Source organism: Fusibacillus kribbianus, from assembly GCF_030053595.1.
Taxonomy (GTDB): Bacteria; Bacillota; Clostridia; order Lachnospirales; family Lachnospiraceae; genus Lientehia; species Lientehia kribbiana.
Genome location: NZ_JASGBQ010000038.1, coordinates 1 through 15,884, shown reverse-complemented (window position 1 = coordinate 15,884; position 15,884 = coordinate 1). Strand labels below are relative to the sequence as shown.

18 protein-coding genes and 1 pseudogene are annotated in these 15,884 nt (G+C 40.1%); 6 read left to right on the top strand and 13 right to left on the bottom strand.

Annotation, left to right across the window (positions count from 1 at the left end; translation table 11 throughout):
• Window positions 1-603: 603 nt before the first annotated feature.
• The 9 genes and pseudogenes from QJ036_RS13820 to QJ036_RS14285 all read right to left on the bottom strand — a co-directional run.
• Window positions 604-1,959: an MATE family efflux transporter gene (locus QJ036_RS13820; protein ID WP_216507395.1), complete on the bottom strand. Its 1,356-nt coding sequence runs from the start codon at window positions 1,957-1,959 to the stop codon at window positions 604-606.
• Window positions 1,952-2,401, bottom strand: a complete 450-nt coding sequence (locus tag QJ036_RS13815; protein WP_118508147.1) for a MarR family winged helix-turn-helix transcriptional regulator — start codon at window positions 2,399-2,401, stop codon at window positions 1,952-1,954. Before QJ036_RS13815 ends, QJ036_RS13820 begins: the two co-directional genes overlap by 8 nt.
• A gap of 326 nt (window positions 2,402-2,727) precedes the next feature.
• Entirely contained in the window at window positions 2,728-2,955 is a 228-nt protein-coding gene (locus QJ036_RS13805; protein WP_075680659.1) for a helix-turn-helix domain-containing protein, read from the bottom strand.
• A 182-nt stretch (window positions 2,956-3,137) separates the two neighbouring features.
• Window positions 3,138-4,907 (bottom strand): relaxase/mobilization nuclease domain-containing protein, encoded by a 1,770-nt coding sequence (locus QJ036_RS13800; RefSeq protein WP_216560028.1) that lies wholly within the window; start codon window positions 4,905-4,907, stop codon window positions 3,138-3,140.
• On the bottom strand, window positions 4,886-5,248 hold the full coding sequence (locus tag QJ036_RS13795) for a plasmid mobilization protein (RefSeq protein WP_075680661.1): 363 nt from the start codon (window positions 5,246-5,248) through the stop codon (window positions 4,886-4,888). The genes QJ036_RS13800 and QJ036_RS13795 overlap by 22 nt, the downstream gene beginning before the upstream one ends.
• Window positions 5,249-5,299: 51 nt before the next feature.
• A complete protein-coding gene (locus tag QJ036_RS13790) occupies window positions 5,300-5,593 on the bottom strand; it encodes a hypothetical protein (protein WP_143524750.1) in 294 nt (97 codons plus the stop codon).
• A 123-nt stretch (window positions 5,594-5,716) separates the two neighbouring features.
• Window positions 5,717-6,091, bottom strand: coding sequence for a TnpV protein (locus tag QJ036_RS13785; RefSeq protein ID WP_075680663.1), 375 nt, complete (start codon window positions 6,089-6,091; stop codon window positions 5,717-5,719).
• A complete protein-coding gene (locus QJ036_RS13780) occupies window positions 6,084-6,425 on the bottom strand; it encodes a plasmid mobilization protein (protein WP_283231933.1) in 342 nt (113 codons plus the stop codon). Before QJ036_RS13780 ends, QJ036_RS13785 begins: the two co-directional genes overlap by 8 nt.
• 113 nt (window positions 6,426-6,538) lie before the next feature.
• Window positions 6,539-6,826, bottom strand: a pseudogene (locus QJ036_RS14285) (site-specific integrase); the annotation flags it as partial.
• Between the two features lie 82 nt (window positions 6,827-6,908).
• Here QJ036_RS14285 and QJ036_RS13770 point away from each other — a divergent pair.
• Window positions 6,909-7,148, top strand: coding sequence for a DUF6061 family protein (locus QJ036_RS13770; RefSeq protein ID WP_216697661.1), 240 nt, complete (start codon window positions 6,909-6,911; stop codon window positions 7,146-7,148).
• Between the two features lie 576 nt (window positions 7,149-7,724).
• The gene (locus QJ036_RS13765; RefSeq protein ID WP_216697658.1) at window positions 7,725-9,185 is read left to right on the top strand and encodes an Lsa family ABC-F type ribosomal protection protein; all 1,461 of its coding nucleotides are present in this window, start codon (window positions 7,725-7,727) and stop codon (window positions 9,183-9,185) included.
• Window positions 9,186-9,304: 119 nt separating this feature from the next.
• Here the strand turns inward: QJ036_RS13765 and QJ036_RS13760 are convergent, their stop codons facing one another.
• The 4 genes from QJ036_RS13760 to QJ036_RS13745 form a co-directional block, all read right to left on the bottom strand.
• Window positions 9,305-10,033: an ATP synthase subunit B family protein gene (locus QJ036_RS13760; RefSeq protein ID WP_216697657.1), complete on the bottom strand. Its 729-nt coding sequence runs from the start codon at window positions 10,031-10,033 to the stop codon at window positions 9,305-9,307.
• Window positions 9,945-11,447: a MobQ family relaxase gene (mobQ, locus tag QJ036_RS13755; protein ID WP_283231932.1), complete on the bottom strand. Its 1,503-nt coding sequence runs from the start codon at window positions 11,445-11,447 to the stop codon at window positions 9,945-9,947. Before mobQ ends, QJ036_RS13760 begins: the two co-directional genes overlap by 89 nt.
• Window positions 11,448-11,653: 206 nt before the next feature.
• Entirely contained in the window at window positions 11,654-11,992 is a 339-nt protein-coding gene (locus QJ036_RS13750) for a DUF3847 domain-containing protein (RefSeq protein ID WP_283231931.1), read from the bottom strand.
• A gap of 58 nt (window positions 11,993-12,050) precedes the next feature.
• Window positions 12,051-12,233, bottom strand: coding sequence for a transposon-encoded TnpW family protein (locus QJ036_RS13745; RefSeq protein WP_283231930.1), 183 nt, complete (start codon window positions 12,231-12,233; stop codon window positions 12,051-12,053).
• 242 nt (window positions 12,234-12,475) lie between these two features.
• Between QJ036_RS13745 and QJ036_RS13740 the strand changes: the two genes are divergently transcribed.
• From QJ036_RS13740 to QJ036_RS13725, 4 genes are all read left to right on the top strand, one after another.
• Window positions 12,476-13,234, top strand: coding sequence for a hypothetical protein (locus tag QJ036_RS13740; RefSeq protein ID WP_283231929.1), 759 nt, complete (start codon window positions 12,476-12,478; stop codon window positions 13,232-13,234).
• Window positions 13,235-13,318: 84 nt separating this feature from the next.
• Window positions 13,319-14,227, top strand: coding sequence for a hypothetical protein (locus QJ036_RS13735; protein ID WP_283231928.1), 909 nt, complete (start codon window positions 13,319-13,321; stop codon window positions 14,225-14,227).
• A gap of 29 nt (window positions 14,228-14,256) precedes the next feature.
• Window positions 14,257-15,279, top strand: a complete 1,023-nt coding sequence (locus tag QJ036_RS13730) for a virulence RhuM family protein (RefSeq protein WP_283231927.1) — start codon at window positions 14,257-14,259, stop codon at window positions 15,277-15,279.
• A gap of 180 nt (window positions 15,280-15,459) precedes the next feature.
• Window positions 15,460-15,597 carry a helix-turn-helix domain-containing protein gene (locus QJ036_RS13725; protein WP_331487569.1) on the top strand — a complete coding sequence of 46 codons (138 nt, stop codon included), beginning with the start codon at window positions 15,460-15,462 and terminating at the stop codon, window positions 15,595-15,597.
• The last annotated feature ends 287 nt before the right edge of the window (window positions 15,598-15,884 follow it).

The window sequence follows — 15,884 nt, the reverse complement described above, 5'->3', positions numbered from 1 at the left end:
ACACGACTTTCCAGGGAAGGTGCTCTGAGACTTTTTTCTTTCTGTAAACTGATGACAGTATACAGAACAATCCAGAGACACGCAAGCTAATCATTATTACGCTATTTTAAGAGGTCAATAACACTAATGGATAGCATCATCCTTTTTCATATCATTCATCAATTTATCAAAATCACTTTCATATTATAGTTGGCAAAATAAACAGGATATTTTTGTTATGTAAACTAAAAAGGAAGTAGAGATTAAATCCCTACTTCCCAATCATACAGTTTTTCTTTATGATATTTCTGGATTTCTGTAACCATCTGATGTGATCACGCAGTTCTTCCCAGGAAACATCTTCCGGTGATTTGTGAAGAATATTTGTCAGATAATCCAGATAGGCACGAATGTAGGTACAATAGTTTCTTATTTTTTCTGAGAGAAAAAGTATCAAAAAGGTATCAAGACATAAAAAGACCTGAAATCATGTCTTTTTAACATGATTCCAAGCCTTGTAAAATATTTAGCATACTGTATTTTTCTATTCAGATACCATCTTAATTTGCACTATCTATGCTAACCGAAACAACAAAGTGCTTGACATTCACAAGTGTTTGCTGTTTACATGTCATTTTTTTGTTTTTTAAATTCTATACCCACCAGTACAACAGATAGCACAAACGCTGAAAAATCAGCAACAGGCCCCGCTAGCAATACTCCCATAATTCCGAAACGAAGCGGGAGCAGCAGGGTAAGCGGAATCAAGAAAAAGGTCTGCCTTGTTAATGCCAACAGAGCACCTTTTAACGCTTTTCCTATTGCGGTAAAAAAGTCGGAAGAAAGCAACTGCACACCATTTACCAACACCATGAAAATATAGGTACGCATGAACAAAACAGCAAATTCAAAATACAGCTCGTCCCCGTCTCCGAATAGTGAAATGATAGATCTCGGGAAAAATTGAAATGCGATAAAAGCAATAGTGGAAACAACAAGATTCCACTTTATTGCAAGCATGTAAGCCTCCCGTACCCGATGATATTGCCTTGCTCCATAGTTGAAACCGATAATCGGCTGCATCCCTTGCGAGATTCCTGTAACAATCGCAAGGATTATGGCATTTGTTTTCATAACAATTCCGCAAGCTGCCAAGGGAATATCCGTTCCATATTTTGTTAATGCGCCGTAATAAGTCAACGAATTGTACTGAATGATTTGAATCACGGTAATTGCAATCTGATTTGAGCAGCTGCTTATCCCCATGCTGCAAATTTTCAGGCTTTCTTTAATGTCAAATAAAAACGACTTTTTTTCAAAATGGATTGTTTGGAAACGCCATAGATAACGGAGTGCGAGTGTGAAAGAAAAAATTTGCCCAATAACCGTTGCCCAAGCTCCGCCGGCAATTCCCCAATCGCAAACAAAAATAAAAATGGGGTCAAGAATGGTATTGATAATAGCTCCCACAACCATGCAGGCCATTGAATACTTTGGTTTTCCATCTGCTCGAATCAAATTGCTCATACCATTCGTTACAATGAGAAACGGCATTCCAATCAATGTTATGCTTGCATACTGCTTTGCATATGGAAATACAGCTGTCGTTGCCCCAAATGCCTTTAGGAGCAAAGGCAGAAAAGTTTCTCCAACCAGCAAATAAATAATTCCGAAAATTCCCATCAGAACAATACCATTTCCCGCTGCTTTGGCGGCAGCTTTCGGCTCTTTGCATCCAAGACAGAGGGAAACACGGGAAGAACTGCCAATTCCGACCAGTAGTGCAATGGCAAGGCAGATGGTAGAAAACGGGTAGGCAACATTGGTTGCTGCATTTCCCAAATAACCGACCCCTTGACCAATAAAAATCTGATCCACAATATTGTAGATTGAACCGACAAGAGACGCCACAATACTGGGAACAGCAAAATTTTTCAACAGCTTTGGAATTTTTTCATAGCCCAGAGGATTTTCAGTCATTGAACTCCTCCCCCTTTCTCTCTATATGGAGTTCCGATGTGATATTTCTGCCCGCCTGTATTAAGAAATCCATAAAAAGGTTCTGCTCGGATTCGCTCATACCCTGCAATAAAAGAGCTTCTGTCTTTTCGCATACCGTCTGTACCTCATCAATTACAGACAGCGCACGTTCCGTAGGATACAGCTTACACGTCCGCTTATCCTTATCATTTGGGGAACGCATAATCATTCCCTGCTTTTCTAATGCCGCAACTGTCCGTACAATATTGCTCGGATGAACATAAAACATATCCATTAAAGAATCCTGTAAAATGCCGGGCGAACGACAGATTTTGATTAAGAACATATATTGACTGTTGTTGATTCCATAGGGGGCAAGTTGCTTGTCCAAATAGATTTTGTAAAATCGGTCTGTTACGGAAAGCCATTTTAATAGTTGCATAGATATATACCTCCAATCAGAACGTATTATACATCAATATGCGTGCGCACGCAACTACTTTTAACATTATATCTGCCGCTTTGTCCTCCTAAACACAAATCAATTCTACATCTATAATCTCTACTGCTCTGCTACGAATATTATTCATTTTCCCGACCCATTCAAGCTGATTTTCTGCCTTTCATCTATTGTTTCGACTGCTTCTCTCTGTCTTTCAGAAAGACCTTCAAATATATCCATACAAGCACTCCTTTCCAAAAATAACGGTTTCAAATCAAACTATATAACACATCTTATCAAACTACTTGTCCCATAATCTGTACTTGTTATTTGTCACCCATTGATTCTTCTTTATCCGGGACATACTCCATAATCTCACCATAATCCGTCCCTAATTTTTTACATATTTTATCTAAAATAGGCATAGCAACATATTCATTTTTCCCAAGCTTTGTCATGGTATTAGGTGCTATTTCTGCTTTTTTTCTCAAATCCGCTCTGCTCATTTCTTTTTCGGCTAATTTTATCCACAATCGCTTATATGATACTGCCATTGCTAATCCTCCATATAAAATTTCATCAAACAATTCTATATCACATCATACCATATATCTAATATTTTCTCAATATTTTTTCGCACGTTCTCGCGACTTTCTATACTTCCTTCAATAGCCAATATTTCGATTTGTGAATCAATATTTTTCTATCTAATACATAACTGGAAGAGACAGAGGAATTACCTTCCTCTGCCCCTATTCCACATCTTATCTTCTGCTTTATCTTTACCAGCATCTCTACCAACACTCTCATCATAAATTCTCTGGAATTCCTCATACATTTCGTCTCCATCCAGCTTTATCCCAAGCCTTTTCATTACATCCGAGAACAACCATATGCTCCCACTAACATCAGCAATATCAAATCCGAATATATCAGCCTTAACAGAATCACTAATATTCTCATAACCACCAAGCTCTGATATCCTCCTGACAATCCAGCCAGCTTTGTCCACAGACACTTTTTCTTCAGATTCCATAAATTCACTTTTACCTGTTACATCAGTAATATCTTCATCCCTTCTTGCCGTATTTACATCAGACGCATTACGAATATCTGGCATTACAGACGTATTGTTCTGATTATTGTCTGGATTCACTACCTCAACATTCGTCTCCGGCTCAACAGCCACATCTTTCTCTGACACAGCCTCCTTTTCCATCCCCGGTATATCAACATCCCTGTCTGCAACGATTTCTTCTTTCCCAGACACCACATAATAAGCTGTATACAAATCTTCTTTCACAATGCCATCAGCAAGCTGCAACTGCTTCTTAATCCCTCTTTTCTCCTGCTTCAATTTGTCCAGTTCTTTCTGCACTCCCACATGCCATATCTGGTACTCACGATACTGCTCCTCGTTCTTAATATTCCGTTTCCGACTAGAACTTTCTCTGTATATCTCCTTCTGTCTGTCCTCAATCTGCTGGATCTTTTCTTTCTGCTCACTTATGAAATCCACAAGCTCCACAACACTTTTGATGTCATTATTTACAAGCAGCAGATATTCGTCCTGTAACTGATGAAACCTTTTCAAATCCTCTGTATACTTTGCTCCACCAACCTCAAAACGCTTCTGCTCTACAATCCTTAATCTGTATAGCTTTGCATAAAATTTCTTCTGATATGGTGACAGCTTCACTCTGTGCAATCCCATGATATCCGACGAATAAAAGTAAGGCTTTGCCATCCAAGGCATATCCACATAATGCCGTAACATATCTTCTGAAAACATCTCGTCCAGCTTTGCCAGTTTATGATAATATCTAAATCCCGGTGCCTGCACCTCCATCCACGCATCTTTCTTGAATACATATCCCAGCCGTTTCATCAGATATTTAAAATGCTCTACATTCCCTGCTGCATACGCACACATCTTGGCATCTCTGAGAATTATCTCTTTCATTGACATTTCTCTTTCCCACTTGTCCCTGCTGATATTCTTAGGGTTCCTGCTGTACTCCGCCGGCATTATGGAAAGTCCAAGTTCATCACAATATTTATTTGTAATAGGCTGGAGATGATTCTTCCAGTTGCTTTTAGGTGAATTGTATTTCTTGCCAGTTGTCATACTGACACTATTCCAGATCAGATGTCCATGCATATGCTCCTTGTCAGTATGAACCGCATACACAGCCTCATAATCATCTCCCAGTAAATTCTTCGCAAAGTGCTCCAGCACATACATTGCCTGCTCTGCACTTACTTTTTCTTCCGGTGAAAATGATATGATCACATGATAGCCCTGCCTTTTACCCGTCTTATGAAAAATATTCTTTGTCTCTTCCATCTGCTCAAATGCTGTGTCCGCCAGGCAGTTAATACCGCCCACCAGTACACATTCTTCTGTCTTATCCGGGTTCTGGATATATTCCAAGGCATTCTTCAAGTGCGATGCCGGATTTCTGCCCTCTGATTCCTGTATATTTAAGATCTTTGTAATCGCCATACTTCCAGCACCTCCCCAAATGTTTTCTTTACATCATCCAGACTGTTCTGCAGCTTGTCAATGTCGCTGTAATACAACCTCCCATGTGAATTGCCAAGCTTTACCGCCTGATTAATATTATTTGCAATACCGGCAATAACACGGATTGCTCTTGCCCTGTCCTCAGGATAACTTGTATCTATATTGCCTCCTGTCCGGATTAATTCTCTTATATAGGCACTTGCTGTCATTCTCGTCCGTTTAAGTGCCGCTTTCAGAATATCCATATCTTTTTCTGACAGCTTCACCGATATCTTATAATCTTTCCTGTCAGACTTGTATCTTCTCTTTCCATCTGCCATACATTTCTCCCCTTTCGTAATTTTTCAATACTGTATCAAACCAATCTCTTTTTATCTGTACCATTGCTTTTCATCCTTTCCAAAAGTTCTGCTTATAGGTTTTGCAAGATGCGGAAAAGGTCGGACCTTTTCCCGAAAAAATATAAACGCATCAGCGTTTACATAATTTTTCGTCTTGGCAGGAGCTCCTGCACCCTGTATATGATATGTGGTGGTTAATGTACCACCACGATTACTGATATGGTGGTTGAAGTTCCACCAGAGTTGTAAAGTGGTGGCACTTTTTGCCATCACTTTATTGTTTTGGTGGCATTTTCCGCCACCACTTTTCCATTTTGATGGCACTTTCCGCCACCATGACTTTTTTCACTCTGATTTGAGTGGTGGCGCTTTTTGCCGTCACTTTGCTGTTTTGACGGCGCTTTTTGCCCCCACTTTTGCATTTTGACGGCACTTTTTGCCCCCACACTAATGAAACTGCATCACCACATCCATAATAACGATTTCCTCTGCCATCATCCTGGTCTGTGTTCTTAGCTGTAACTGTTCCGTAAAGGAATTTGGATTCTTAGGCTTATGCTTTTTCAGCCACTTAGCTTCAATATCATCAAGCAGCTCATATGCTGTTTCATTGACTTCATTTGCTCTCTCTTCAAGCTCGCCGAACCTCACCAGGCTTTTATATCTCATTGGATATTCTTCCTTGATATATTTAATCCACATACGCCCATACTTTCCTGCATCTATATCTGCCTTTTCTGTTCCTGCAACAAGCACCGGATAAAAGATTCCATCCTTTTCTTCATACGGAATACCAAGCTTTTCAAATGTTGTTTTACTCATAATGATTACCGCCTTTCTCATCACTCTGCAGGATATCAAGCACATGCTTTAATGGAACCAGCAGTTCTTCAACTTCTATACCTCTGTCAGATTCATCTAACGTCTGTAATTCTTCCAGTATCGTATCAAGATGAACCTGTACTTTCTTTGCCACCTTTATTCCACCAACAACCTTGATTTCATGCTTCAGCAGACATTGGATGATATAATCCTGTTTTGAAAGTCCGCTGAGTGAAACCTTCACATTCAGCTCCTGCGCTTCCTCCGCTGACATCCGAAATGCTACCACAACATTTCTCCATCTGTTCTTGGCATCCAGCCTTTTCTCGCTCATAATAATCTGCTCCTTCCGATATAAAACCTTTTACTTAAGTCCACATAACATCACATCCATACATAATGCAAAACTCTCGCCGGCATGATTCATAATGTTTCGCATCGCCATTATCAGACTGCCTTGTACTTATCAATACTTATAATCTTTTCCGCAGCCGCATCCATATCAATCATAGGTGCTGTTTCCTCTGTCTGCATGATTTCTACATCATCATCCTGTTCTTCACAATCCTCAAAGCTCGCATTGACAGCATCAAGTCTGTCCGCCATTGCCACCTGCTTTGATGGAAACAGATGCGAATAACGATATGTGATATCAATGCTCTCATGACCTACCCTGTCAGCTATTGCAACTGCGGAGAACCCAAGGTCAATCAGATGTGAAATGTGTGTTTCACGTTCTAAAGGATAATTCTAGGAAACACAATAATTTATTAATACAACCGGCTTATCTGTAATAAAAACGAAAGGACGAAAAGGTATGAAACTTATATATGCTACATATAACCAGTACTGCAATAGTATAGATATAACCACATTTGATAATATACTTTTACGCATTGATTGTAATAAGGCGGAGGATGGGTTGAAAACTACACCTAATTCACAATGTGCGTTGAACGCTCTTGCAATTGATGAACCTATGGAGTATGCACGCTTAGTGTTAGATGGAGAAATGCAAGCTTGGATTGATGCAGAAGATAGTTTAGAAGTGTGGTAATTTTTCAGGTGGATTGCTATAGATTAGCAGTCCGCCTTTTTCAAAATCTTTACAAAAATATAAGTGGAATGTAAGAGATGTGCGTGGTACAATAGGAAGTGAAATTTGAATTTTACGGTCAGTAAGGAATGAGTAAAGTTATATGATTGTATTATAAGCGATTTGTTAAAATTTTTGTAACCACTTGTATTTGCCTGCAATTTATGGTATAATGTTTTAGAATTTAGAAAGAGGTGGAAAGATGATTAACTTTTCTTGCAAATAAAATCAAAATATGCGGTAGTGCTATACTTTGGCATTATTGTGTCTATTGCAAGAAAGTTATATGTCTATCTTACTCAATATAGTGCTGTTGCCACTTTTGCTTAGTGGTGTTATTATGCTATGACGAGCTGCAAGGATAAACTTTCTTGCGGCTCTTATTTTGTTTTGGAGGTGCTTTATGAATAGTGCAGATCAGATAGTTACACATGATTCACTCCGTATAGTGTCGGTTCCTTTTGGTGAAATCTATACGGAGTAAACATTCACCGAACCGACTTTATATCGTATGACAGGCAAAGGAGGATAATATTTATGTCAATGATTAAAATTGAAAACCTTACGTTTTCATATCCGACAAGTTATGATAATGTTTTTGAAAATGTCAGTTTCCAGGTTGATACCGATTGGAAGCTTGGTTTTGTGGGCAGAAACGGACGAGGTAAAACAACCTTTCTGAATCTTCTGCTTGGGAAATATGAGTATAGCGGAAAAATCCTATCATCCGTACAGTTTGATTATTTTCCTTATCCCGTTTCAGATAAGAATCGTATTACAGAGGATATATTGCAGGAGGTTTGCCCACTTGCGGAAGAATGGGAACTTATGCGAGAACTTTCTTATCTTGATGTTGATGTCGATGTGCTTTGGCGACCTTTTGAAACACTTTCCAACGGAGAGCAGACAAAGGTTTTGCTTGCCGCTCTTTTTCTTAATGAAGGGCATTTCCTACTGATTGATGAACCTACCAACCATTTGGATGCCAAAGCGAGAAAAAGTGTGGCGACATATCTGAAAAAGAAAAAGGGATTCATCTTAGTTTCTCACGATCGTCGCTTTCTTGACGATTGTGTTGACCATATTCTATCGATTAACCGAGCGAATATCGAAGTGCAAAGAGGAAACTTTTCATCATGGATGTCAAATTTTGAGCGACAGCAAGAATTTGAACTGGCTCAGAACGAACGTTTGCAAAAGGACATCAGACGATTACAGCAGTCGGCAAAACGCTCTGCAGTATGGTCTGAACGTGTAGAAGCTTCCAAAATTGGGGCAGGAGATAAAGGTTATGTCGGTCATAAAGCCGCCAAAATGATGAAGCGTTCAAAATCTATAGAAGCGAGACAACAACAGACAATCGAACAAAAATCAGCATTGCTGAAAAATGTGGAAACCGCAGAAGCCCTCAAGATACAACCGCTTAATTACCATACAGATTTGATTGCATCATTATCGAATGTAGTAGTTTGTTATGATGGCATTTCAGTTTGTGAACCTGTTTCGTTTGAAATAAGACAGGGAGAACGCATTGTGCTTGACGGGAAGAACGGCAGTGGCAAAAGTAGCCTGTTAAAGTTGGTAGTCGGGCAGTCCATAGATTATACGGGTACAGTAACACTTGGCTCTGGGCTTGTAATTTCTTATGTGCCACAGGATACATCGTATTTATGTGGAACCCTTTCCGAGTTTGCAGAAGAAAACAACCTTGATGAAAGTCTGTTCAAGGCAATTCTTAGGAAAATGGACTTTGAGCGTGTACAGTTTGAAAAGGATATTAAAGACTTTTCTGGCGGGCAAAAGAAGAAAGTCCTAATTGCGAAAAGCCTTTGTGAAAAGGCACACTTATATGTATGGGATGAACCGCTCAACTTTATTGATGTGTACTCACGTATGCAGATTGAACAGCTCATAACGGAGTTTGCCCCGACCATGCTCCTGGTAGAACATGACAATGTTTTTCGAGATACTGTGGCAAGTAATATTGTGAATATCTAAATTAAAATAATTGTATGGGTTAATTCCAGTTTTACAGAGACTCAAATTTCAGTTTGAACCGCCTTTGTATTACTCTCCCGTGAGCAGATTTCATCTGCCCATGGGAGTACTTTTATGCCTTAATGGTAACTGCCCTTACAACTGCCATGATACAAAAAATTCAGACCTGCCGAAAGAATAAGCCACCAGCTTAGCACATTAATATCTACCGGAATCAGTGAAACAGATAACATTGATAATGTAACACTGATAACACAAAGTGCTACGGACACAGCCTTTCTAAGTTCTGCAACACCAGTGTTTTTGTAATATTGCCATCGGTCATCACACTTTTCTGTAATCCTGTCAAATGCTATTTTCACAAGTACAAATACGCCTGCCGCAATCCCAACAGACACTAAAGCAATAATACCAACTGCCACATAGGAATGGACATACTGAGCCAGATATTCATAGCACCACTGATACACCCTACAAAGCAAGTTTGAAACGTTCATCACATTCCTGCCACGATGCAGAAACCAATCAGGTATGGTGGCAACTACATCCTTGTTGACAAAAAAGATATAAACAGTTTGAACAATGCTGATAAAAGCAATTACCCATGTCCATACGCCAAGTGTAGCGGTTTGCGTTCGCAACTTTTCCTGTAACTGCATTTGCATATCTGCTTTTACTTGCTTGCAGATATGCTTAGCTTCAACGGAAATATGCTTGTTAAAATCAGCTTCCAATGCCTTCGCTTTCATTAAGACAACATTAGCGTTCTCTGCCTTTTTCTCGGCTTCTGCAAAGATTCTCTGAGCCTTCTCTTTCTCTGCCAGCACTTGCTGATTTTCCTTTTTCAACTTCTCGTTCTCCACCAGTACCAAATCGCTCTCGGCTAATCTGGCGATATGAGCGTTCAGCTTCTGAATCTCTTGCCCTTGTTCTGCTATCGTCGATTGCATGGAGCGTATCTGCGATTTCAGCTTTTGCACATCGGATAAATGCATCTGTATCTGATTCTCCTTTTGTGCCAGCAGTGAGCGGTACTGCTCGTTCTCTACCTGTAAATCCTCCGACAGCTTCAAAAGACTGTCTACGTTCCATAAGTTTTCTGATTCGTTCATCACGATCCCTCGCTTTCTCTTTTATTCTTTGCATAATTCCTGCAATTGTCTGTTCTGTGCTACTAATTTCTGATTCTGTACGGTCAGATTCCGATTTTCGGCTGAGAGCCTCATGTTCTCGGCATTTAATTTCTCCAGCAATTCCAGCTGTTCCTGATTTACCGATTTCAACTGCTCCAGCTGATGCTGCTGGTCTTCCAGAATGTCCAGCATATTGTCCTGACATTTGAAAATCTCCATGATTTCCTCTAAAGTATCCTGTAATTCGTTCATATAAAATCCTTCCTCTCTCCATAATGGTTTTCTGCAATTCCTTCACCGTAAGAAGCCATTTACCTTTCAGCTCATTTAACTTTCTTACAATGCGGTTGTATTCACACCGGTTGGAAACAAAGCCTGCTTTTTCCATCTTGCGGGCACGATACCCTTCGTGGATGGTAGGCTCCAAATCCAGCTCCTGCCGTTTGTAACTTCTGTGGTTTATCTGCTGTTCCAAAGACAGATATTCATTACAGATATCTGCCCATGACTTTCTCCAGATTTCCGCTTTGCTGTGGTCGTTCCAGTCATTCGGTTCTACGGTAATGCGTTTCCACAGCTTCTCATTCCGTTTACCAAGCTTCTGTTCTCCGGTAGCCGGGTCAATGAGCGGAATACGGTTTCCATCTTCATCAAGGGCATAAATCTTCTTTTCCTTCTGTGCCCATGAGCCATCGGGTTTTATGCCACGCATGGTCAGCATAATGTGAGCATGGGGATTGCCATCACCTTTATCGTGTAATGCCCAGTCGGCACACATGCCCACATAAACAAAATTCTCCTGCACATACCTTCTTACAATCTCAATCTGACATTTCCTTGAAAGCTCCTTTGGAAGTGCCACTTCGATTTCTCTTGCAAGCTGTGCATTGGATTTCTTTTCTGCCTTTTCCACCGCATTCCATAATACATTCCGGTCAGCATATTCCGGCGGAGCATGTGCCGGAAGTGCAACTTCTGTAAATACAACTCCACGCTTTTTCGTAAAGTCATGAACAAGACCTGTGCGGTCATCCATGAGCTTTTCGCCGGAGCGGTAGGCAGAAGAAGCAACTGCCGATTTTCCATCGCTCCTGCTAATGATTTTGATACTGCAATGATAAATTGCCATAGTGCATATCCTCCTTCGTGTATAGTGCATATTCCATATGGAAGAATGCCTGCATTTGGCATTCTTCCTATGTGAGACTTAGAATTTCTTTGCCTGCGTTTTGGGCAGGCTTAGATATTCTTCTCACATTTGCCTCGCAGAGCGCGCGCAAGAGACAGGCTCTGCCTGTCTATAAGTGCGCCCTTCTATCTAAAGAAAGAAGGGAATCAGGAAACTCCCGACTCCCCACATTCTTCTTTTTTCATGTCCGTATCCGGACTTTTCTGCATTGCCTTTGAGAAAAATTTTCCGTTAGCTTCCTGCTTATTTAGAAATGCAATCAGCTTAGGGATTTCTTCCAGCTCAATACATCTTCCAAGCACTGACTCCACCGCCGCACCGATTTCGATTAAACGGTGGGTACGGATTTTTCGTTCTTCCTCCTTCTTTCGTTTCTCCAGCTGCTTCTTTTGTGCCTCATAACGCTTCAGTTCCTGTGCCAGCTTCTCAATCCTTAAATCCTTCTCCTGGATTCTTTCTTCATAGGTTTTGGTTGATTTACCCATACAAAACTCCTTCCTGCTGATGAAATATCAGCTTAAAAACAATTGATTTGTGTAACTATTACTCTGCATCCGGTATATCCTGCTTCCGGTTGGCAATCTCATTTGCCATCAGATGCAAAAGTTTATCCTCAAAGGTAGCTGTGGTATTCTCTGCGAAAAACACATTTACCTTATAGGTGGTCTGTCCTATCTTTTTAGTTAAAGAGGATATCGCCCGCTCCTTACTTGCGGTCTGATCCATAATAATTTCACCTCCTCCTTGAAATACGAACATATGTTTGTTATAATCAAAGTATCTTTGACGGACTGCGACAACGGATAAGACAAATCTTCATAAAATCCGGCTCCTTTCTTCTGCTTTCAAGTAATCTTTTTTAGATAAATAAGATTACTTCCTCACCTATAGGAGAAATGCAGTCCCAAAAGCGGAACTGTTTTTTATAAAAGTTTTGAAAATATTTTTTGAAAGGTGGTGAATCCCTGTTGAAGGAATGTACAAATGATTATTTTGAAGAAGACATACCGGAAGATGACCTGACGGATGCCCTTGAGCGGGAGAATTCCGCCATTCTTGAAATAGAACTTGAGATGGAAAATGAGCCGGAAGTATCAAGGATACCGGAAACATCAACAAGGAAAAAGCTAAAACGGGAACTGGAACGGGAAGCACTTTCCCGTCTGGAGGATGCCGCAAGAACGGAAGAAGATTTTCAGAACGTGGTTACATGGTGGAACAGGCTCGATGCCAACCGTGAACGGAAGGAACGCTATCACGAGATAGGAAGGTCGGATGTCCCTCTGGAATGGGGAATGTCACCGGATGAGATTGTAATTCCTGCTCCCATCCGGCATATTTTCTGGAAACAGATTATGAAAGGGGATTTCCTTGATGCCATTTATGACTGCCCATTTGAAATGCATGAGCTGGTAACGGATGAGGATATTTCCAGAGCGATTTTCGAGTTAAAGGATGTGCAGAAAGAGCTATTGTACCTGCTTGCCATTAAGGGATACTCCTGCCAGTTGATTGCAGCATTTAGGGTGCAGACTGACAGAAACATCCGTAAAATCCGTGACACCATGTTAAAAAAGCTTCGTAAATCCTTTATGCAGGCACTACAAAACAGAGTGGATAATCAAATTTCCCTGACGAAGGCGGAACAGATTTTTTATGATACCTATCGGTCACTGATTACGGATAAAAAGAATAAGACAACGAAAGAAATCACAAATACCATTTGACCTTGTAGGACATGCTTGGTATGATAGTAATATATTTTCCAATGATACAGATTACATTTTAGAACAGACAGATTGGAGGCTTTTATGAATAACCTATTCCAGAAAACCAGCTCCAACTGGGCACGATATGACAAATATGAATGGAAGGAAGATAAAGAAGGTACATTGTACATCACACCTTCACCGGATGCGAAAGTGTCTCTTTATAATCCGATAAAGGATTCGGAGCAGATGGTATTAAAGGCGGTAAATCTCGGCCTGATGTGCATGGACAAAAATAATACACAGGAATGTTTGCAGAATGCCATTATGGATTTTGTTACCGGTTACGGACTGCTTGGATTTATGACGGCACTTCCTACCACTCCGGAATTTATTACCTACAATGCAGTATATTTTCCGAAGAACCATTTCATCAAAGAGGAAAGCATGACTACGGAAAAATATCTTTCTTACTTCTTTCCCTTTGATAAGATTGATTTTGTGAAAAAAGGACTGGAATCTTCATGGAGTACGGATGATGTGCAGATGATGGCACTGATTATGACCATGAAAAATAAACCACAGGCAGTAATGATGAGTTTCCAGAAAGAATATGCAGAACGATATGACTGGCTTGTTACTTTATTTAAGGACTGGGCATTTACCTTTATGTCAAGCTTTCTCTACTATCAGGATTTTGACATGCTGGATGATATGCAGAAACAGCTTTACCGTCAGGGAATGGCAGCATTTGGCGGTATTGCACCAACCTATCACATAGAGCTGCTTGAGCACCCTACCATTGTCTGGGACTTTCATTCGCTTCTGTTAGGTGTGCAGATGATGTTTTCTTTTATGCTTACGGATGAAAAGTCCTCGCTGAAGGTATGTAAGCACTGTGGAAATGCCTTTGTTGCCGGCAGACCCAACAGCATATTTTGCAGTGGCAAATGCAAGAACCAATATAATGTGTATAAGAGCCGGGCGAAGGATAAGGACAACAATAACTAATTCACCTGCTATAAGAAAGAAGGCTTTATATGAATACGGATATTACAAAACAAATGGAAATGGTGCTGTACAGAACCGAAGATGATAATGTGACTGTCAGTGCCTTAATAAAAGATGAAACCATATGGCTGACACAAAAAGCTATGGCTGAATTATTTGGTATTGACAAATCAGGTATCAGCCGCCATCTGTCAAAAATTTTTGAAACCGGTGAACTGGATGAGGAAGTGGTTGTTGCAAAAATTGCAACAACCACTCAGCACGGAGCAATGCAGGATAAAACGCAGACTATTCCTACCAATTATTACAATCTGGACGCCATTATTTCCGTTGGTTACAGAGTAAACTCCATTCAGGCAACCAGGTTCCGTATATGGGCAACCGGTATTTTGAAGGAATATATGATAAAGGGCTTTGCTATGGATGATGAACGTCTGAAACAGGGTAAAACAGCTTTTGGAAAAGACTATTTCCGTGAATTGCTGGAAAGAGTTCGCTCCATCCGTGCCAGCGAACGCAGAATATGGCAACAGATAACCGATATCTTTGCAGAGTGCAGCATTGATTATGATAGAGATTCTGATACTGCATATCATTTTTATGCAACCATACAGAACAAATTTCATTATGCCATTACCGGTAAAACAGCGGCTGAAATCGTCTATAATCAAGCTGACCACACCAAGGAAAATATGGGATTGACCACATGGAAAAATGCTCCCGATGGTCGTATTCTCAAATCTGATACACCGATTGCCAAAAACTATTTGGACGAAAAACAGATTCGTCAGTTAGAACGTGCTGTTACAGGATATTTTGATTACATAGAGGATTTGATTGAACGTGAAAACGTCTTTACAATGGAAGAATTTTCAAAAAGCGTGAACGAGTTCCTTGCGTTCCGCAGATACGATATCTTGAAAGATAACGGACGTATTTCCCATAAGCAGGCAGTAGAGAAAGCATATCAGGAATATGATATTTTTAACAAGACACAGCCGATTGAATCTGATTTTGATAAGATAGTAAAAGGATTGAAAAAGAAAATTTAATTTCTTTTCTGGATTATGATACAGTTATGAAAAATAGTCTTTTATGAATATGACAAATCGGGAGCTGTAAATGAATGGTGCAAAAAAGTATCAACTACCAGTTGAATGGCATAAATCAACTAGCAGTTCGTTTTAGACAGCTCCTTTTTGATATATGATGACTGCAAGGAGGTAAGAGAAATGAATCAAGAAGTGATAGGAAGTTTTATTGCAAAATGTAGAAAAGAAAAAGGCTTGACGCAAATGCAGTTAGCAGAAAAATTGAATATTACAAATAGAGCAGTTTCAAAATGGGAAACTGGAGGTTCCCTTAGTTAAAGATACTACACCACAACCCACGCTTACACAGTATTGCAAGAAAGCAACTTTTGGATAATTATAAAGAAGCACTGTCAACATCCCCTTTGAAGATGGCGACGGTGCTTCTTTGATTTCCGGGGTGAGGATGTAAAAACGGCAAGGTCGGTTTTGTATCCGAGAAACGTAACCGCCAAATAATAATGCGGTCAGATATAAAATTACCCCAGCCCTTTGCGAGTTGGAGTAATTCACTATAATTCACATGCGATTTTTGATAGATTGGAGTTTTTCACTCCAGGGTGCAA